Here is a 17,499-nt window from a genome sequence, read left to right as displayed (position 1 = left end):
GCAGGAGGACGCGGCGGGCGGGAGCCGTCACCCGCCCGCCGCGCACGGCTCGCCGCCCGCCGGTCCGGCCACTACGTTCGAGTCAGCCGATCAGCGACCGAGGAGAGCACCCGATGGCCGGTCTCGTACGCAAGAGCCTCGATTCGCCCGAGGAAGTCCGCCCCTTCGAGGGCGGCAAGGGCAAGCTCGAGCTGGTGAACGCCGACACCGGCGCCGTCGGCAGGGGAACCTTCGAACCCGGCTGGCGGTGGTCCGAGCACGTCAAGCCGATCGCCAAGACCGACAGCTGCCAGGCCTCCCACACGTGCTACTTCGTCTCGGGCCGGATGCACGTCGTCATGGACGACGGCCAGGAGGACGACTTCGGGCCGGGCGACTACATGATCTGCCCGCCCGGCCACGACGCGTGGGTCGTCGGGGACGAGCCGTGTGTCCTCGTCGACTGGCAGGGCTTCGCGGACTACGCCAAGCGCTAGGGCGTGTCCGATGGGTCAGCACGAGCCCTGCGACGCCTGGCACGGCACCTCGCCGCGTTGTCGCATCACCCGAGTACGCCCAGTACGCGGGAGATGCTCCGCCTTGCGATGCACCGCACCAGACGCCGCAGGACCCGCACCGACCCATCGGACACGCCCTAGGGCGGCCGGTCAGCCGGCGAAGCGGCGGACGTAGCGCTTCTGCCAGGGGGTCTCGACGGCGCGCCGGTCGTAGTGGCGGCGTACGAACTCCACGGCCCGATCGGCGGGGACGCCGTCCAGGACGGCGAGGCACGCAAGGGCGGTGCCGGTGCGGCCGCGGCCGCCGCCGCAGGCGATCTCGACGCGCTCGGATCCGGCCCGCGCCCATGCCTCGCCGAGCACGGCCTGGGCCTCGGTGGGGCTCTCGGGCAGCCAGAAGTCCGGCCAGCGCAGCCAGCGGGCCTCCCAGGGCACTGCCGGGGGCCGCTTGCCGAGGAGATGGACGGCGAAGCCGGGGAGCGGGCCGGGCGGAAGGCCGCGGCGCAGCCCCCGGCCCCGGATCAGGCGCCCGGAGGGCAGCCGCAGTACACCCGCATCGTCGATCGCCCAGGTTCCCGCCACCCGTTCACCGTAGCCGCCGCGCCGCGAAACCGGGCGCCGGCGGGGAGAGCCGCCCCGGCGGCAACGGCTCGGAGCGGGTGACGACGATGGCCACGGTTGTGGCAGGTGAGCAGGGAGCGCGCCGAAGAGGTAAGCAGGAACCATGGCCCTTCAGCGGAGACGGTTCGGTTCCGGGCGGCGGCCCTTGAGCCGCTCGCTGGTCGCGGTGCCGATCGGGCTCATCGCCCTGGTCACCGTCGTCGATCTGCTGACGCCCCCGGACATCCATCTGGGGCCGCTCCTGGTCGCCGCGCCCGCGATCAGCGCCGCCATCGGCGGCACGGCGCTCACCGCCGTCATCGGGGCCCTCGCCGTGACCGCCCAGGTCGTCATCGGGGTCTTCCACGGCGGCCTGACGACGCCGAACCACCAGGCCCAGATCGCCGCCCTGCTCCTCATCTCCGTCCTCCTGGTCATCTTCCGGCACGCCCAGGAGGGGCACGAACGGCAGCTCAGCCAGGCGCGCCTGGTCGCCGAGGTGACCCAGCGCGTGTTCCTGCGGCCGATCCCCGCCCGCATCGGCCCCCTGGGGTGTGCGTCGGTCTACCTCGCCGCCGAGGCCGAGACCCGCATGGGCGGCGACCTCTACGCGGTCGCGCGGACCCGGCACGGGACCCGCGTCATGATCGGCGACGTGCGCGGCAAGGGGCTCTCGGCGATCGGGGACGCCGCCCTGCTGCTGGGTGCCTTCCGCGCGGCGGCGCACCGCAACCCCCCGCTGCCCCGGCTGGTGGCGCACCTGCAGAACGCCTCGTACTGGGAGATGACGGAGCCGGACGCGTCCGGGGAGCGGTTCGTGACCGCGGCCGTTCTGGACATCCCCGACGACCAGCCGCTGATCCACCTGATCAACTGCGGCCATCCTCCCCCGCTGCTGCTGAGCGGAGGCGCGGTCACCGCCCTGGCGGTGGCCGACCCCGCGCTGCCGCTCGGCATGAGCGGCGCCCTGACGGAGGACGACTACACGTCGGAGTCCTTCCCGTACGGGGTGGGCGATGTGCTCCTGCTGTACACGGACGGCGTCATCGAGACCCGTGATGCCGGCGGACGCTTCTATCCGCTCGTCGAACGGGTCGCCTCCTGGCAGGAGACCGACCCGCAGCGACTCGTCCAGCGCGTCCACCGCGACCTCCTCGCCCATGCCGGGGGATCCGTGAGCGACGACGTGGCCATCCTGGCCATCGAACGGCGTGAACCGCTCACGTCGGGATGAGGCCGGACGGGCGATGCCCGCGCCCCCGTACCCGCGTCGTCGTGGCGCCGACCGATCCGGGAACCCGGTGTGTTGCATCCTGGCGACCGAGCGCCGGACGGCGACAGCGCCCCGACCCCAGAGAGCGGCAAGGAATGAGCGACATGACGGTGTGCGAGGTCTGCGGCAACGACTACGAACTGGCCTTCGAAGTACGCGCCGCGGGGGCCGTGCACGTCTTCGACAGCTTCGAATGCGCGGCCCACAAACTCGCGCCGGTCTGCGACAACTGCGGATGCCGCATCCTGGGCCACGGCCTGGAGACGAACGGCATGTTCTTCTGCTGCGCCCACTGCGCACGGGCGAAGGGGTACACCCAGCTCACCGACCACGCCTGACCCGGCGCGCCCGCGCAGCGACGACGGTGGTGGTGACGCGCACGAGCGCGGGGGACGTGGGCGCCGAGGCGAAGCCGAAGCGGACCGGAGGGCGGACCGGCGCGAGAGGGCCGAGGTCCTCGCCCTCCCAGGCGGCCGTCACGGCGACGACCGGGTGGAGGTCGTGGGCGCCGTAGAACTCCCGGCGGCCCGCCCGTGCGGTGCCCCGGGTGCGGCTCCCCGTCAGGAGGCGGGCCGGCGGGCTCACCACGGTGATCCAGGCCGGGTGGGAGCCGACCGCCGGGGGCACGGCCCGCAGCAGCAGGCCCGTCGGGCCCCGCCGGCCGACGACGAAGCGCAGGTCCAGGGGGCCGGCGGCGACGGTCCAGACGGGTCCGGTCGTGTTCACGCCCACCGGTGCGACACGGACCCGGTCGAACGTGTAGGTGGCGGCGATGAACTCCGCCGTCTCCGCCGTCGGGGCGAGCAGCAGCCGGCTGCCGTCGGCGCGCTCGGCCATCACATCGCTGAACGGGCCGAAGGGCGACCGGGCCCAGTGCCCGAGCACCACGCGCGTGCCCGACGCCGTGCCCATCCCCGCGATCCAGCCGTCGAACCTCAGCCGGCGTCCGGTTCCCACACCGGCCCAGTCTGCCCCAGCGGCCCCTTCCCCGCCCGGCGCCCGGGCCGTGGATCCCGGCCGGGCCGCCTGGGCCCCCGCCATCCGCTACCGTGACAGGCGGCCGCGAAGCGTGGAGGACCCGATGAGCACCGGCAGGCAGTGGACCATCGACGGCATCAGTCACGCGCTCCCCCACCCCGAACTCCGCGCCACCTTCATGCGCGAGGTGTCGTTCACGGACGTCGACGCGCTCCCCCGCCTCCTGCACCACTGGGTCACCTTCGTTCAGCAGTTCGAATCGGAACGCCCGCGCATCGAACGCCTCCGGGGCCTCGTCGACGAGGACGGCCGCCTTCCCGCCACCCCCACGGCCGGCCCCGTCGAGGTGACCGCGGACGAGCTCCGCGCCGCGGCCGGCCGGGGCGGCCGCGGCGCCGCATGACGCCCGCGCCCGCGCAGAACGGACGGGTCACGAACCGAGACGCTCCCGCTCCCGGTCCGGCCAGCCCGGCAATGTCATGAGCGGCGGCAGCTCCGCCGTCCGGGCGGCGCGCCGGAGAACCTCGCCCGGCCGGTCGCCGGGCGTCATCACGACGCTGCCCCAGTGCTCCGGGAGCGGGCGGCCCTGCGCCCGGAACTCCGTCCGCATGGCGACGTAGAGCAGTTCGAATGCCTGCATCGAGATGTGCGCCCAGTCCCCCTTGACGTGCTCCTTGTACTGGAGGTCCACCTGGCCGATGGACGCGGCGCCGTGGCGGCGGCTGATCTGGTCGAGGATCCCGAATTCCGTGCCCCAGCCGACGGGGAACACCAGCTCGGCCAGCGTCGAACGCCGCGTGGCGTGCTCGCCGCTGAGGGGCTGGCGCATGCCGGCCAGCTCCGGGTGCAGCAGGGACAGCATCGGGCGGGCCATGGCCTCGGTGGTGCGCCCACCCTCGTAATGGTCGTAGAAGGCCCGCACGTGGTGGAGCGAGGAGTCGTCCAGCAGGGGGCCGATGAGCCGGGAGACCTTGGAGGAGTCGAACCTCAGGTGGTCGCCGTCGGTGAAGACGACGATGTCGCCGTCGCTGGCCCAGATGCCCTTCCACATGACCGAGCCCTTGCCGGAGCCCGGGATCTCGGTGATCGGGCCGGCCGCCGAGAAGTCGATGACGCGGGCTCCCGCGCGGGCCGCCCGGTCGGCGGTGTCGTCCGTGGAGTCGTGATTGACGACCAGGACCTCGTCGACGGCCCCGGCCGCCATGAGGTCCTCGACGACCGGCCGCACCACGCCCTCGATCGTCGGGCCGCAGTCGCGGGCCGGAATGACGACGGAGACCCGCGGGGGCGCGCCGGTGGGCGTCACGCAGGCCTGCTTGGCGGCGGCAAGCTCCTGGGGGCGGTCCGTGCCGGACCCGAGGAAGGTCTTGATCGTCACTGTGCTCAGTCCTTCGGCCCTCGGTCGGCCCCCCTTGCGGTCACCCCCTCGACGCGTGCGGCGCGCGTGGCCGCCGAGACCAGCATGAGGGATCGCGCACCGCGCCGCTCGGCCTCGTTCGGCCGGACGGGCCGCCGGGGGCGTCCCGGCGCCCGGCCGGCGCGGGCGCGGGGCCCGCGCCGGACGGCCTTCGGGGCGGCCGTGTCAGCCGACGTCCTTCTGGAAGTGGAAGGCGGAGATGGCCATCCGCTCCCGCAGGTAGAAGCGGTGGGCGTCGGTGCGGTGGGTGCCGGAGTCCAGGGTGAACAGATGGCAGCCGGCCTCGCGGGCGTGCTCCTCGAGGTGCGCGAGGAGCCGGCGGCCGACGCCGGTGGACCGCGCGTCGGAGGCGGTCACCAGGTCGTCCACGTACAGCGCCCGCAGCGCACTCGTGTTGACGAGGACGCGCCAGCCGGCCGCGCCCACGCACACGCCGTCGTCGCCGTACGCGGCCGTGAAGCGCAGGCCCTGGCCGTGGCCCTCCTCGTAGACCTGCCGGAAGAGGTCTTCCGTCAGGTGCGGGCGCAGCTGCCGCAGGACGGGCAGCAGGTCGGATATGAGCCGGTCGTCGCCGGGGGCAAGGTCGATGATCTTCATGCCGGGCACCCTAGTGGGTCCACCCGGTCCCGTCAGGCCCCGTCCGGTCGCGTCAGGTCGCGTCAGGCGCTCATGTGCCAGCTCGGCGTTCCCTGCACGAGGGAGAGCACGGCCAGCAGCACCAGGTCGGCGCAGCCCAGAGCGCAGCCCAGGAGGGCGCGGAAGCGGCGGTCCGTACCACGGGCGAGGGCGGTGGCGCCGAGGACGAGGGCGCAGGGGCCGAGGACGACGTTGAAGACGAGGAGTCCCACGAGTCCGGCGACGAAGGACGCGATCGCCATGAGGTCGGCGTCGCCACGCCGGGCGTCCGCGCGGTGGCGGCCGGTCCGCTCGGCGCCCGTCGTACGGGCCGGTGGCGTCGTACGGGACGTAGTGCGTTCGCCGTCGTACGTGGCGGTGGTGACAGGGGATTTCATCGGTCCTTCCTCTCGGGTCGGGCCGTGTGGCGTGCGGTCAGTGGTTCCGCCGGTGCGGGCGGCGCTCGCGCTCGCGCAGGGCGAAGACCAGGAGCCAGGCGGAGACGAGTCCCGCCGCGACGAGGCTCACCGCCGGCGGGATGTGGGCCACGGTGCCGGACAGGAGGCCCAGGACGAGGAGAGCTGCGACGAGGAACACCATGCCGTGCGTTTCCTCCTTTCGAATCGGCTCTTCCACGATCTCTTCCGCGATCTCTTCTCCGCGTCGGCTGCCCGGCGGCGCGGGACGGAAACAGCCGCCGCCCGATGTCTGACCGTACGGATCGAGGGCAGCCGCGAAGGTGACCGACCGTCCGTCACCGACGTCAAAGGAGAGGCATCATGGCGAAGATCGAGGAATCCATCGAGGTCGCCGTCCCCGTCACCACCGCGTACAACCAGTGGACGCAGTTCGAGGAGTTCCCCCGCTTCATGGAGGGCGTGGAACGCGTCGAACAGCGGACGCCGACGCTCACCCACTGGGTGACGAAGACGGACGGCGTCCGGCGGGAGTTCGACGCGGTGATCACCGAGCAGATCCCCGACGAGCGCGTGGCCTGGACGACCGTGGCCGGTGAGGTCAAGCAGGCGGGCGTCGTCACCTTCCACCGCCTGGACGTGGCGCGCACCAAGGTGATGCTGCAGTTCGACCACGACCCCGAGGGGTTCGTCGACACGCTCGGCGACAAGCTCGGATTCGTCCGCCGTCAGGCCAAGGGCGACCTGGAGCGCTTCAAGACCTTCATCGAGTCGCGGGGCTTCGAGACCGGCCAGTGGCGCGGCGCGGTCTGAGCGGCGCGCACGCGGGACACCGCGCTCCCAGGGAACGGCGCGCCCCGGGCGACGGGGCGCACGCCACACCGCCCCCGGCCCCTTCCGGCCGGGGGCGGCGGCATGTCCGCGCAAGTCCCGTCCCCCCTCCACGACATGACGCGTCGGCACCGCACGGAGGCGGTGTGCGTTGGTATGACGAACGGGACATCAAGAATTTTTCGCCCACAGCAGAATGAGGACGGGAGGGGAGGGCAGGCGCACGTCCGACAGCCGAGCGAAGGAGGGTGCGCGTGACCACCACACAGGCGACGCGGTCGACGACGGCCGGGGAGAGCGCCTCGCAGGAGTACGAGGGGCAGGCGGCAGGGCTGCCGGAGGTCAAGGACGCGGCCGGCGTCGACCCTCGGGACGCCCGGTCCCTGACCAAGGTGTTCCTCGACCGCCTGGCGGTTCTCGAGGAAGGCACGCACGACTACCAGTACGTGCGCAACACCCTCATAGAGATGAACCTCTCGCTGGTCCGCTTCGTCTCCGGCCGCTTCCGGGCGCGTTCGGAGCAGATGGAGGACATCGTCCAGGTCGGCACCATCGGCCTCATCAAGGCGATCGATCGCTTCGACCTCACCCGGGAGGTGGAGTTCACCACCTTCGCCATCCCCTACATCACCGGTGAGATCAAGCGTTTCTTCCGCGACACCAGCTGGGCGGTCCACGTGCCCCGGCGGCTGCAGGAGCTGAGGGTCGAGCTGGCGAAGGCCACCGACGAGCTCTCCAGCCGGCTCGGCCGCTCCCCCACCGTCAGGGAACTGGCCGAGCTGATGGACCTGACCGAGGACCAGGTCATCGAGGCCCAGATCGCCAGCAACGGCTACCGTGCCAACTCCCTCGACATGCCGGCGGACGACGAGGCCCCGCAGCGGTCCCGCGCGGTCTCGCGGGCCTGGGTCGAACGGTTCGGCACGACGGACGAGAACCTGGAGAAGGTCGAGAACATCCAGGTCCTCGGGCGGCTGCTGCCCGAGCTGGACGACCGGGAGCGGCAGATCCTGCGGATGCGCTTCGGGGAGGAGATGACGCAGTCCCAGATCGGGGAGCGGCTCGGCATCTCCCAGATGCACGTCTCCCGCCTGCTGAGCCGGACGCTGGCGCGGCTGCGGACGCACATGCTCGCCGAACAGTGAGGCCTCGTGGCGAGCGGAAGGCGTCGGCGCCGTGACGCCGAGTCCCACCGCCCCCACTTCCCCTCATCGTGCATCGCCGTATCGTGGAGGCATCGTCGTCCGGATTGTCGGCGATCGGGGGGTGACGGGTGGGGGACGTGACGGCCGTGGACGAGGCCTTCACACATCCGGCGTTGTTCTACCGGGACCGGTACGAGTACCTCGCCGCCAATGTGTCGTTCATCCGGGCCGGCCTGGAGGCCGGGGAGCCGGTGGCGGTGGCCGTGCCGCTGGACAACCTGAAGCAGTTGCGCGGAGAGCTGGGCAAGGACGGCGCGGCGGTGCGGTTCCTCGACATGGAACAGGCCGGGCGCAATCCGGGGCGGATCATCCCCCGGGTGCTGCTGGCCTTCGCCGACGCCCATCCCGGTGTGCACGTCCGCCTCATCGGTGAGCCGATCTGGGCCGGCCGTTCCTCGGTGGAGTACCCGGCGTGCGTCCAGCACGAGGCGCTGATCAATCACGCCTTCACCGGGCGGCGGGTCACCATACTGTGCCCGTACGACGTGGCGGGGCTGGCCCCGGAGGTGCTGGCGGACGCGTACGCCACCCACCCGGTGGTCATCGCGGACGGCAGGGAGTCGTCGAGCGGCTCCTACGCCCCCGACCGCGTCATCGCCGCGTACAACCAGCCGCTCACGCCGCCGCCCGGTGCCGCCGCCTTCGTGTTCGCCTTCGACAGCGACCTCCTCCCGGACGCCCGGCACCTCGTCCTCGAACGGGCCGTGGCGCTGGGCCTGTCGCCCTCGCGCCGGGACGACCTCGCCCTGGCCGTCGCCGAGCTGACGACCAACAGCGTGCTGCACGGCGGCGGCTCGGGGACCGTACGGATCTGGGCCGAGGACGAGCACGTGGTGTGGGAGGTGGAGGACCGCGGCCACATCGGCGACCCGCTGGCGGGCCGCTGCCCGCCGCCGCCGGACCGGCCGGGCGGCCGCGGTCTGCTGCTGGTCCACTACCTCAGCGACCTGGTCCGCATCCACACACTCCCGGGCGGCACCACTACGCGCTGTTACGTGCGGCGCTGAGGGGGCGGTCCCGCCCGGGGCCGGTGCCCGCACCGCGGAGGGGGCAGAGGGACGCGAGATCTTCGCCGCAGAGCGATCACGTTGCGTGAGCGGACCGTCCGCATATCGGACGTTCGAGCGCGCATTTCTCTTGCTTGTCCATACTCGAGCCTTCTTCAGTCTCGCATTATGGACAGGTTTCGACCATGACCCGGACACTCCCCTCTCCCCGCACGTCGGAGGAGAGCCCCCCGCAGCAGGGCTCCGCACTGTCGAACGGGCTCAAGCAGCGGCACCTGTCGATGATCGCCCTCGGCGGTGTCATCGGCGCGGGCCTCTTCGTGGGCTCCGGCGCCGGCATCGCCGCGGCGGGCCCGTCGATCGTGCTCGCGTACGCCGTGTCCGGCCTGCTCGTGATGTTCGTGATGCGGATGCTCGGCGAGATGTCCGCCGCCAACCCCGCCTCCGGCTCCTTCTCCGTCCACGCCGACCGCGCGATCGGCCCGTGGGCCGGCTTCACCGCCGGCTGGATGTTCTGGACCCTGCTGGTCGTGGGAGTGGCGGTCGAGGCGATCGGCGCGGCCCACATCATGCAGGGCTGGTTCCCCGGCACCCCGTCCTGGATGTGGGTGCTGGTCTTCATGGCGCTCTTCTGCGGCACCAACCTGGGCGCGGTCTCGAACTTCGGCGAGTTCGAGTTCTGGTTCGCCGCCCTGAAGATCGGCGCCATCGGCCTCTTCCTGGTCCTCGGCGCCCTCGCGATCCTGGGCCTCCTGCCCGGCAGCGACTCCCCCGGCACCGCGCACCTCCTCCACGACGGCGGCTTCCTGCCCACCGGCGCGGACGGCCTGCTCACCGGCCTGCTGGCCTCGGTCGTCGCCTACGGCGGCCTGGAGACCGTGACCATCGCGGCCGCCGAGTCGAAGGACCCGGTGCGCGGCGTGGCCAAGGCCGTGAAGACGACGATGTGGCGGATCGGCATCGTCTACGTCGGCTCGATGCTGGTGATCGTCACGCTCATCCCGTGGGACGACAAGACCGTCACGGAACTGGGCCCGTACGCCGCCGTCCTCGACCGCCTCGGCGTCCCCGCCGGCGGCCAGATCATGAACGTGGTCGTGCTCATCGCCCTGCTGTCCGCGATGAACGCCAACATCTACGGCTCCTCGCGCATGGCCTACTCGCTGGTCTCCCGCGGCCAGGGCCCCAAGGCCCTGGGCAAGGTCTCCGGCGGGGTGCCCCGCCGCGCGGTGCTCGCGTCGTGCGCGTTCGGCTTCGTCGCCGTGCTGCTGTCCTACTGGTGGCCCACCACCGTCTTCGCCTGGCTGCTCAACATGGTCGGCGCGGTCGTCCTGGTGGTGTGGGGCTTCATCGCCGCCTCCCAGCTGCTGCTGCGCCGCCGGCTGGAGCGCGAGGCGCCGGAGAAGCTCGTGGTGCGGATGTGGGGCTTCCCGTATCTGACCTGGGTGACGCTGGCCGGCGTGGCCGGAGTGCTCGTGCTCATGACCGTCGACACCGACACCCGCCTGCAGCTGTACTTCACCGGCGGCCTGGCACTGGCCCTCGCGGTGACCGGCTACGTGCGCCAGCGCGCCGCCGTCGCCACCGCCACCGCCACCGCCACGGACGGGCGCTGACCTCACGGCTTCGATCCGCCGCTTCCCGAAGGCCGGTCCCCCCACCCGGGGGGGACCGGCCTTCGGGCGTTGCGCCGTTGGGCTTCGACGGGCAGCATGTCGTGGTGTCCGTGGACGGGCGGGTCGTCCTGGACGAGCCGGCCCTGAGCACCCGGCTGCAGACCGGCTACGCCCGCCTCCTGCAGGTCCCCGCCTCGGGTCGCAGCCGCTCGCTGGAGGTCAGCGTCGACGGGACGAACCGGCTGAGCCTGGACGTCGATACGGATTCCGCCGGGGCGGTACGCGTCAACCGCGCTCCCGACGGCAGCCTGACCGCCGTGACCATCGCCTCGGCGGCTGGAAGATCGCGGAGCCGGGCGTCTACCGGATCTACGCGGCCCTGCGCACGGCCGCCGAGGGCGCCGCGAGCGGCTCCCCGGCCGGGCAGGTCCTGGCCGACCCGCTCGTCGTCCGGGTGGAGCGCCCGGCCGGCCGCGACCAGGAGCGGCTGGCGGACGACGTGTGCACCGACACCGTCGGACGCGTCCTGGCGCTGGGCGGCAGCCGGGTGCTGGACGACGCCAACGACGTGCTGCGCGAGGTCACCGAGCGGATCCCGGACCAGCCGGTGGCCCTGCACGCGGCCGCCTGCCTCGCCACGGCCTCGGCGACGGCACGGGCGACCGTCCGGCGTGATCGCGCAGCACGGCCACCGCGCGTTCCGGAACGGTCAGTGGAATGAGCCCGGCGAATTCGCCGGGCTCATTCGGGCGAGCGCGATCCTGCCTACTTCCGGTACAGGCCCCACTGCTGGGCCGCCCGGCCCGATCCCTTGGCCTCGAGCGTGACCGCCCTGTCCAGGCCGTGTGCCTGGATCACTTCGCCCTTGAATTTCTTGCTCTCGATCAGCGTGGTGTCAGCGGTGGTGTCCACAATCCAGCGCTGCGCCAGGTTTCCGCTGTTGCAGGGGCTCTGCGTCACCTTCTGGCCGCGACCGGTGGCGGCTATGCACTTGCCGAAGTGCTTGCCGCGGATCGTGTAGGAGCCGTCGTCCAGCTGGGTGAGCTGCCATTCCTGCCAGGAGTGGCGCGAATCCCGGGTCAGCACGTCCGTCCCGTAGTACTCGTCCAGGTTGGTGTCGTCGCTGTAGACCTGGATGGAGGTGGTGATGGGGGCCATCGAGGGGGCGGCCGCCGCCTCGGTCGCCGTGAGTGCGAGGGGTCCCGCGAGAAGACCCGTCGCCGCGACGCCGAGCGCGATCTTTCTGATTCCGGGCATGCCCGATTTCCTTTCGGTCGAGTTGCCGGCGGGAATTTTCGCAATGCACCGGGGCCTGTTGCCCCGCCCGGAAACCTAGGTGCTCGCGCCCCGCGCGAACCAGAGGGTTTCGGGTCAGCACTCCCGGTGAAAGGTCCCGCTTTCAACTCACCGCATTCCCGCGTGAGCAGGCCCGCGGCAAGTGCGCGAAACAGCCGGATGCGCGGTGGCGCCAACTCCTCTTCGGGCCCGGGCGGCACGCCGGGCGATTCCGCAGGCCGGACGGCACGGAAAAGGAACGCGCCACGGCCGTATGTCCCTCACGGGCGCGTCCCGGGCCTCCGCTTCCGGTCATCCGGGCCGTGGGAGCCGTGCGGTGCGGCGGCCTGTTCGCGGCACCGTGGGGCCTGGCTCGATAGCCGTGCGGCGGGCGCGGCTCGCCGGGTTCGCGGACGCGGCGTCAGTCCGGCGGCTCGCCGGTCGCCGGGTTCGCCGCGCCGGTCCCCTCGCCTCGGCGCCGGGTCGCCTTCCCGTCGGCGTCCTTGGTGCCGGCGTCCTCGGCCTCGCGCCGGTCGCCGGCTCCCTTTCCGCTCTTCGGGGCCCGGTCCCGCCGGGGGACGCTCGCCTGCTGGTCCTGCATGTCGCGGGGGATGCCACCGCGGCGCCGGTCCGTCATGACCGCCGCTCCTTTCCGGTCCCGCCCTCGCCCTTCCTGTGCTGGTCCCGGGCCATGCCACCCACCTCCGGCTCGTACGGCTCGTGCGTCGGCCCGCCGAGGAGACGGCGGGACCCGCCGAGTACCCGCTCGCCGGATACGCATGCGCCTGCTGTGACGCGTGGTGGAGTGAGGTGCGGTCAACGAGCGACGTCCTCCACGGGCCGTGAGTAGTGGTAGCGGGCGTAGTAGTAGCCCTCGGCCTCGTATCCGGCCGCGTCCATGCCGAGGGCCGTGAGGCGGTCCACCGTGCGCCGCTGTTCGGCGTCGTCGGTGAAGCGGCGCTGCGGATGGAGCTCGGCCGAGGTCTCGGTCACCAGCCCGTGGTCGCGCAGCACGGCGGCGATGGGCCCGTAGTCGACGGTCCGCAGGGCGAAGGCGGCCACCCGCACGTCCCGGGGCGCGTGGGCCAGGACGCGGCCGAAGGTGCGCGGTCCGATGTAGCTGAGGCCGCCGGTGACCGTGATCAGCCACGCGTTCCCCAGGGCGCGCGCCAGCCCGGGGCAGGCGTCGTCGGTCTCGAGGTCCACGGCGAAGGCGTCGTCCAGCAGGCCGACGTCACGGGCGTAGCCGACGGCCCGCGACGAGACGTCGACGCCGATGACCGGTACGGCGTCCGCGCGGCGGTGCGCGGCGTAGAACTCCTTGTCCCGCCGGGTGAGCTCCGCGGTCGTCAGCGTGGCCGCCTCGGGGCTCGTGTAGTGGGCGTAGAGGTCGGCCAGGGTCAGGTCGTGGTTGAGCAGCGCGGCGTTGACGCCGTAGGAGCAGCACAGGTCCACGACCGCGGCGGGCGGCCGGGAGCGGGCCCGGCGGGCCCGCTCCTCGACCAGGGCCCGGTAGACCGGCTGGGCGTGATGGGGGATCCGGTAGTCCAGCGGCCGCAGCCGGGTGAAATAGGCGCGCGGGTCGGGCCGGTCGTAGACGTCCTCGAAGCCGCTCTTGCCCCAGCCGTGTCCCTCACCGGCGTCCGCCGTCATGTTCCGCCTCCTTGCCCGTCCGGACCGAGGGCCGCCGCCCTGCCGTCACGCGCCACATCCTCCCGCCGAGGCCTCCAGGTGCGCCACGAGCGCGTTCGCCACCGGCTCCACGGCGTCCGGCGTCAGCATGTGTCCCATGCCGGGGACCATCACCAGCCGGGCTCCGGCGATCGCCTGCGCGATGAGCCTGCCGTGGCCCGGCTTGACCGGTTCGGCGGTGCCCTCGACGACGAGGGTGGGGGCGGTCACCCGCGCCAGCGCGCCCTGCGGCTCGAACTCCAGGTCGGCCATCCCGGCGAGCCGGTGGTTGGCGGCCGTCCGGGGGGCGCGCATCCGGTCGAAGAGCCGCTCCTCCAGACGGCGCTGGGCGTCCTCGTCGAAACCGGACGGCCACGCGCCGCCGTGCAGGACGCGGGCGAGCTCGATCTGGAAGTCGACGATCTCGGCCCGGGTCGCGGGCTGCGGGCCGGCGGCCGCCTTCTGGAAGAACTCCACGAACTCCACGGCGGGCTCGGGCAGGCTGCCCTCCGGCTGCGGCTGACCCATGAGGGCCCGTATGAGCACCTCTCCCTCGCGGGCGCCCAGGGGCGAGGAGCCGATCACGGTGAGGCTCTCGACCCGGCCGGGGTGATCGGCCGCGATCCACTGGGCGATCAGCCCGCCGGCCGAATGGCCCACCAGGTGGGCCGGGCCGATTCCCAGGGCGTCCATCAGGCCGACCGCGTCCTCCTTGAGGTCGGCCCAGGTGTAGGGGTGCTGCTCGAAGTCGCGGGCGGTCGAGCGGCCCACGTCCCGGTGGTCGTACCGGACGACCCGGTGGCCGGCCGCCGCCAGCCGCCCGACGAACTCGTCCGGCCACAGCAGCCCCTGGCTCATCGAGCCGCTGATGAGCAGCACCGGCGGGTGGGAGGGGTCCCCGAACTCCTCCGTCCACAGCTCGATGCCGCCCACCTCGACCATGCGTCCCACCGTTGCCGTCTCCGACATCGCAGCCATGCGTCGCTCCTGTTCTCCGCGGTCCGTTCGTCCTGCCGTCCGCTCGTTCCGCGGACAGGCAGAACTCTGCCGTGCCGGCCCGCCGGTGCCATCAGTAGGACTACTGGCCGCCTACTGGCGCTACTGGGTTGCCCGGACCGGTGGGGGCTGCGGGGCCGTCAGCGCAGCAGGCGGGCCAGCTCGGCCCGCGAGGTGATGCCGAGCTTGGGATACACCTTGTACAAGTGGTACTCGACGGTGCGCGGGCTGAGGAAAAGGCGGGCCGCGACATCCCGGTTGCTCACACCTTCGGCGACGAGCCGGGCGATGCGCAGCTCCTGGGCGGTGAGCGTCTCGAGGGCGGCGGGACGGGCGGGGCCGGCCGTCTCCCCGGCCGCCCGCAGCTCGCCCCGCGCCCGGCGCTCCCAGGGCACGGCGCCCATGCGGTGAAAGGCCTCCGCCGCCTGGCGCAGGTGGGGCCGTGCCTCGCCCGCCCGCCGGTCGCGGCGCAGCCGTTCGCCGAGCAGGAGCTCGGTACGGGCCCGGTCGTACGCGGTCGCGTCCTGGTCGCCGTCCTCGCCGAGGAGGTCGAGCGCCTGCCGCAGGAGGGCGGGTGCGTCGCCGTCGTCGGCGACCAGGGCACCGCATCGGGCGAGCAGCGCCCGGGAGCGGGGTGACGCGGCGTCGGCCGACCACCGGCCGAGGAAGTCCGTGGCGGCGCGGGCCGCCGCGAGGTCCCCCGCGGCGACGGCCGCCTCCACCCGGTCCGCGGTCGAACCCCACACCACGACGGGGTGGCCCGCGCCGGGGCCCGCCGAGGTGAGCGCGGTGAGCCGTTCGTGGGCCCGGTCGAAGCGGCCGAGTCCGAGGTCCAGCAGGCCGAGGGCGTAGGAGGCCACGCCGGCGCGCAGTCCCAGGCGGTGCGGAATGGCGATGGCCAGGGCCTCGTGCGCGAAGGCCCGGCAGTCGTCCTCGCGGCCGCGGACGGCGGCGCAGACCGCGAGGTTGGCGAGATGGGCCGCCACGGAGTTGTCGAGGCCGGCCTCCCGGGCGAGGGCCAGGCCCTCCTCGGACAGGGCGGCGCTGAGCGCGAATCCGCTGTTCATGCGCTCGGCCGTGGCGGCGTTCTCCAGGACGACGGGCAGGGTGCCGACCGTGCCGGAGACGCGGGCGACGCGGCCGGCGCGGGCACCGTAGCGGGCGGCGGCGTCGCTCTCGCCGAGGAGGCTGGCGGCGGCCGCCGCCCACAGCAGGCGGGCCGCGGCGTTCTCGCCGTCGCCGCTGTCGCTTTCGCTGCCGCCGCCGTCGTCCGGGAGAGCGGCCAGGGCCCGGCGCAGCAGTTGGACGCCGCGGCTCGTCTCTCCCTCGTAGAGTGCGCCCATTCCCGTCAGGACGTCGCACAGGAACGCGTCGAAGGGCCCCTCGGGCGATCCGGGCGATCCGGGTGACCTGGGCGGCCCGGGTTGCGTGGTCAGTTCCGCCGCCCGCCGTCCGATGCGCACGGCGGCCTCGGTGTCGCCGATGTAGGAGGCGGCCTCGGCCGCGTCGGCGAGCAGCGCGAGGACGACGCGCCGGGTTCCGTCGTCGGACTGCTCGTGCCGTCGGCCGTGCGCTTGCGTCCCGTGCGTTTCCGTCCCGTGCGCGGCGGCGCGTTCCGCCGCCGTGAGGAACGCCTGCAACGCCTCGGCGGCGTTCCCCGAGGACAGCTCGAACCTGCCGCCGATCTGCGCGAGTTCGGCGAGCAGTACGGGTTCCCGGGCGAGGTCGCGGGCCGCCGCGAGGGCCGACTGGGCCCGCCCGGGGTGGCCGCCCAGCCATGCGGCAGCGGCGGTGTCCTTGAGGCGGCGGGCCCTGGTCCCCGGGTCCGGGGTCAGTTCGGCGGCCCGGGCGAGGATGCGGGCGGCGTCCGCGTAGCCGCCCCGGGCGCGCGCTCGTTCGCCGGCGGCGGCGAGCCCGGCGGCTACGTCCTCGTCGGGGCCGGTGGCGGCCTCGGCGCGGTGCCGGGCCGCACGGTCGCGGTCACCGGCCTCCTCCAGGAGGGCGGCGAGGTGGCGGTGTGCCGCACGACGGGCCGCCGGGCTCGCGCCGGCGTGCACGGCGGCCCGTATCAGCGGATGCCGGAAGCGGACCTCGGCCGGCCGGAGGTCGACGATCCCGGCCGCCTCGGCGGCGTCCAGGGCGTCGGGGGCCGCCTCGAGCCTGGCGGCTGCGGCCCGTATCAGCCGGGGATCGCCGCGCCCTTCCAGCGCCGCGACGAGCAGGGTGAGCCGGGTGTCCTCGGGCAGCCGGGCGATCTGCTCGCCGTAGATCCCGGCGACGCCGTCCCCCACGGGCAGCGGGTCGGGCAGCGGCGCCCGGCCCGTCAACTGTTCGGCGGTCAGCAGGCCCGCGGCCTCGTGCAGGGCGAGCGGATTGCCACCCGTGGCGGCCGTGACGAGCTCGACGACCGCGGGGGCCGGCGTGGTCCCCGCCCGCGACGCCAGCACCTCGCGGGCGCCGTCGGCGTCCAGTCCGCCCAGTCCCAGAGAGGGCACCGCGCGAAGCGTCTGCCGGGCCGCGGCCACGTCGCGGGTGCCGATCAGCAGCCCCACGCCGTCGCCGGCGAAGCGGCGGGCGGCGAAGAGCAGGGCGTCGGCGGAGGCCTGGTCGACCCACTGGAAGTCGTCGACGACACAGAGCAGGCCGTCGGCGACGGCCGCTTCCGTCAGGAGGGACAGCACGCCCGCCGAGACCAGGAACCGGTCCTGGGCCGCCGCGGGCTCGGCCAGTCCCAGGGCGGCGCGGACGGCGTCGCGCTGGGCGTCGGGCAGCGCGTCGGCCAGGCCGACGACCGGACGCAGCAGCTGGTGCAGCGCGGCGAAGGCCATCCCCGACTCGGGCTCGGCACCCGTCGCCGTCAGCACTCGCGCGGGGGCCGCGTGCGCGGCGGCGTACCGCAGGAGCGTGGACTTGCCGGCCCCGGGCTCGCCCCGCAGCACCAGGGCCCGGCCCGAACGGGAGCGGACGTCCGTCAGGAAGCGTCCGAGCGCCTCGAGTTCGTCCCCGCGTCCGGTGATCCGGTCGACCGTCATGCTGTGCCCCCGTGAACGCCGGGGAACAGCCTTGTGCCGCCCCCTACGGCGGGGCCGACTGTACCTTTTC

The 17,499-nt window shown here is 73.5% G+C and carries 20 protein-coding genes; 9 read left to right on the top strand and 11 right to left on the bottom strand.

Annotated elements, in window-relative coordinates; translation table 11 throughout:
• The first annotated feature begins 113 nt into the window (after nt 1-113).
• Nucleotides 114-476 carry a cupin domain-containing protein gene (locus tag IE295_RS14470; RefSeq protein ID WP_190064033.1) on the top strand — a complete coding sequence of 121 codons (363 nt, stop codon included), beginning with the start codon at nt 114-116 and terminating at the stop codon, nt 474-476.
• Between the two features lie 171 nt (nt 477-647).
• Here the strand turns inward: IE295_RS14470 and IE295_RS14465 are convergent, their stop codons facing one another.
• Nucleotides 648-1,079, bottom strand: a complete 432-nt coding sequence (locus tag IE295_RS14465; RefSeq protein WP_190064032.1) for a phosphatase domain-containing protein — start codon at nt 1,077-1,079, stop codon at nt 648-650.
• Nucleotides 1,080-1,263: 184 nt separating this feature from the next.
• Here IE295_RS14465 and IE295_RS14460 point away from each other — a divergent pair, with 184 nt between their 5' ends.
• Together IE295_RS14460 and IE295_RS14455 are read left to right on the top strand one after the other, a co-directional pair.
• Entirely contained in the window at nt 1,264-2,331 is a 1,068-nt protein-coding gene (locus IE295_RS14460) for a PP2C family protein-serine/threonine phosphatase (RefSeq protein ID WP_308013131.1), read from the top strand.
• Between the two features lie 143 nt (nt 2,332-2,474).
• Nucleotides 2,475-2,708, top strand: a complete 234-nt coding sequence (locus IE295_RS14455; RefSeq protein WP_190064371.1) for a metallothionein — start codon at nt 2,475-2,477, stop codon at nt 2,706-2,708.
• On the opposite strand, the gene IE295_RS14450 is transcribed toward IE295_RS14455, so the two are convergent.
• The gene (locus tag IE295_RS14450; RefSeq protein WP_190064372.1) at nt 2,692-3,282 is read right to left on the bottom strand and encodes a hypothetical protein; all 591 of its coding nucleotides are present in this window, start codon (nt 3,280-3,282) and stop codon (nt 2,692-2,694) included. The genes IE295_RS14455 and IE295_RS14450 overlap by 17 nt on opposite strands.
• Nucleotides 3,283-3,451: 169 nt before the next feature.
• Between IE295_RS14450 and IE295_RS14445 the strand changes: the two genes are divergently transcribed.
• Nucleotides 3,452-3,751, top strand: coding sequence for a hypothetical protein (locus tag IE295_RS14445; protein WP_190064030.1), 300 nt, complete (start codon nt 3,452-3,454; stop codon nt 3,749-3,751).
• 27 nt (nt 3,752-3,778) lie between these two features.
• Here IE295_RS14445 and IE295_RS14440 read toward each other — a convergent pair whose 3' ends face one another.
• The 4 genes from IE295_RS14440 to IE295_RS14425 all read right to left on the bottom strand — a co-directional run bounded on the left by IE295_RS14440 (nt 3,779) and on the right by IE295_RS14425 (nt 5,980).
• A complete protein-coding gene (locus tag IE295_RS14440) occupies nt 3,779-4,726 on the bottom strand; it encodes a glycosyltransferase (protein ID WP_190064029.1) in 948 nt (315 codons plus the stop codon).
• A 204-nt stretch (nt 4,727-4,930) separates the two neighbouring features.
• On the bottom strand, nt 4,931-5,362 hold the full coding sequence (locus IE295_RS14435; RefSeq protein WP_190064028.1) for a GNAT family N-acetyltransferase: 432 nt from the start codon (nt 5,360-5,362) through the stop codon (nt 4,931-4,933).
• Nucleotides 5,363-5,424: 62 nt separating this feature from the next.
• Nucleotides 5,425-5,778, bottom strand: coding sequence for a DUF4190 domain-containing protein (locus IE295_RS14430; protein WP_190064027.1), 354 nt, complete (start codon nt 5,776-5,778; stop codon nt 5,425-5,427).
• Nucleotides 5,779-5,815: 37 nt separating this feature from the next.
• Nucleotides 5,816-5,980, bottom strand: coding sequence for a hypothetical protein (locus IE295_RS14425; RefSeq protein WP_190064026.1), 165 nt, complete (start codon nt 5,978-5,980; stop codon nt 5,816-5,818).
• A 179-nt stretch (nt 5,981-6,159) separates the two neighbouring features.
• Here IE295_RS14425 and IE295_RS14420 point away from each other — a divergent pair, with 179 nt between their 5' ends.
• From IE295_RS14420 to IE295_RS14400, 5 genes are all read left to right on the top strand, one after another.
• A complete protein-coding gene (locus tag IE295_RS14420; protein ID WP_190064025.1) occupies nt 6,160-6,609 on the top strand; it encodes an SRPBCC family protein in 450 nt (149 codons plus the stop codon).
• A 272-nt stretch (nt 6,610-6,881) separates the two neighbouring features.
• Entirely contained in the window at nt 6,882-7,772 is an 891-nt protein-coding gene (locus IE295_RS14415) for an RNA polymerase sigma factor SigF (RefSeq protein ID WP_190064024.1), read from the top strand.
• 128 nt (nt 7,773-7,900) lie between these two features.
• Nucleotides 7,901-8,839 (top strand): anti-sigma factor RsbA family regulatory protein, encoded by a 939-nt coding sequence (locus IE295_RS14410; RefSeq protein ID WP_229922964.1) that lies wholly within the window; start codon nt 7,901-7,903, stop codon nt 8,837-8,839.
• A 185-nt stretch (nt 8,840-9,024) separates the two neighbouring features.
• Nucleotides 9,025-10,455, top strand: a complete 1,431-nt coding sequence (locus tag IE295_RS14405; protein ID WP_190064023.1) for an amino acid permease — start codon at nt 9,025-9,027, stop codon at nt 10,453-10,455.
• A gap of 454 nt (nt 10,456-10,909) precedes the next feature.
• Entirely contained in the window at nt 10,910-11,176 is a 267-nt protein-coding gene (locus IE295_RS14400) for a hypothetical protein (protein WP_190064022.1), read from the top strand.
• Nucleotides 11,177-11,220: 44 nt separating this feature from the next.
• Here IE295_RS14400 and IE295_RS14395 read toward each other — a convergent pair whose 3' ends face one another.
• From IE295_RS14395 to IE295_RS14375, 5 genes are all read right to left on the bottom strand, one after another.
• The gene (locus IE295_RS14395; RefSeq protein WP_190064021.1) at nt 11,221-11,712 is read right to left on the bottom strand and encodes an RICIN domain-containing protein; all 492 of its coding nucleotides are present in this window, start codon (nt 11,710-11,712) and stop codon (nt 11,221-11,223) included.
• 439 nt (nt 11,713-12,151) lie between these two features.
• Nucleotides 12,152-12,367: a hypothetical protein gene (locus IE295_RS14390; protein WP_190064020.1), complete on the bottom strand. Its 216-nt coding sequence runs from the start codon at nt 12,365-12,367 to the stop codon at nt 12,152-12,154.
• A gap of 179 nt (nt 12,368-12,546) precedes the next feature.
• Nucleotides 12,547-13,383 carry a hypothetical protein gene (locus IE295_RS14385; protein WP_190064019.1) on the bottom strand — a complete coding sequence of 279 codons (837 nt, stop codon included), beginning with the start codon at nt 13,381-13,383 and terminating at the stop codon, nt 12,547-12,549.
• Between the two features lie 45 nt (nt 13,384-13,428).
• Nucleotides 13,429-14,379 carry an alpha/beta fold hydrolase gene (locus tag IE295_RS14380; RefSeq protein ID WP_224323279.1) on the bottom strand — a complete coding sequence of 317 codons (951 nt, stop codon included), beginning with the start codon at nt 14,377-14,379 and terminating at the stop codon, nt 13,429-13,431.
• Nucleotides 14,380-14,537: 158 nt separating this feature from the next.
• On the bottom strand, nt 14,538-17,429 hold the full coding sequence (locus IE295_RS14375) for a helix-turn-helix transcriptional regulator (RefSeq protein WP_190064018.1): 2,892 nt from the start codon (nt 17,427-17,429) through the stop codon (nt 14,538-14,540).
• Nucleotides 17,430-17,499 lie beyond the last annotated feature (70 nt).

Source organism: Streptomyces griseocarneus, from assembly GCF_014655595.1.
In the GTDB taxonomy this organism is placed as follows: domain Bacteria; phylum Actinomycetota; class Actinomycetes; order Streptomycetales; family Streptomycetaceae; genus Streptomyces; species Streptomyces griseocarneus.
The sequence above is the reverse complement of the archived record's forward strand: the minus strand, read 5'-3'. Positions and strand labels throughout refer to the sequence as shown.

Coding starts and splice junctions, on each gene's coding strand:
- IE295_RS14470 (WP_190064033.1), top strand. CDS start 114: ATGGCCGGTCTCGTACGCAAGAGCCTCGATTCGCCCGAGGAAGTCCGC.
- IE295_RS14455 (WP_190064371.1), top strand. CDS start 2,475: ATGACGGTGTGCGAGGTCTGCGGCAACGACTACGAACTGGCCTTCGAA.
- IE295_RS14450 (WP_190064372.1), bottom strand. CDS start 3,282: ATGGGCACGGCGTCGGGCACGCGCGTGGTGCTCGGGCACTGGGCCCGG.
- IE295_RS14445 (WP_190064030.1), top strand. CDS start 3,452: ATGAGCACCGGCAGGCAGTGGACCATCGACGGCATCAGTCACGCGCTC.
- IE295_RS14435 (WP_190064028.1), bottom strand. CDS start 5,362: ATGAAGATCATCGACCTTGCCCCCGGCGACGACCGGCTCATATCCGAC.
- IE295_RS14430 (WP_190064027.1), bottom strand. CDS start 5,778: ATGAAATCCCCTGTCACCACCGCCACGTACGACGGCGAACGCACTACG.
- IE295_RS14425 (WP_190064026.1), bottom strand. CDS start 5,980: ATGGTGTTCCTCGTCGCAGCTCTCCTCGTCCTGGGCCTCCTGTCCGGC.
- IE295_RS14420 (WP_190064025.1), top strand. CDS start 6,160: ATGGCGAAGATCGAGGAATCCATCGAGGTCGCCGTCCCCGTCACCACC.
- IE295_RS14405 (WP_190064023.1), top strand. CDS start 9,025: ATGACCCGGACACTCCCCTCTCCCCGCACGTCGGAGGAGAGCCCCCCG.
- IE295_RS14395 (WP_190064021.1), bottom strand. CDS start 11,712: ATGCCCGGAATCAGAAAGATCGCGCTCGGCGTCGCGGCGACGGGTCTT.
- IE295_RS14390 (WP_190064020.1), bottom strand. CDS start 12,367: ATGACGGACCGGCGCCGCGGTGGCATCCCCCGCGACATGCAGGACCAG.
- IE295_RS14385 (WP_190064019.1), bottom strand. CDS start 13,383: ATGACGGCGGACGCCGGTGAGGGACACGGCTGGGGCAAGAGCGGCTTC.
- IE295_RS14380 (WP_224323279.1), bottom strand. CDS start 14,379: ATGGCTGCGATGTCGGAGACGGCAACGGTGGGACGCATGGTCGAGGTG.
- IE295_RS14375 (WP_190064018.1), bottom strand. CDS start 17,429: ATGACGGTCGACCGGATCACCGGACGCGGGGACGAACTCGAGGCGCTC.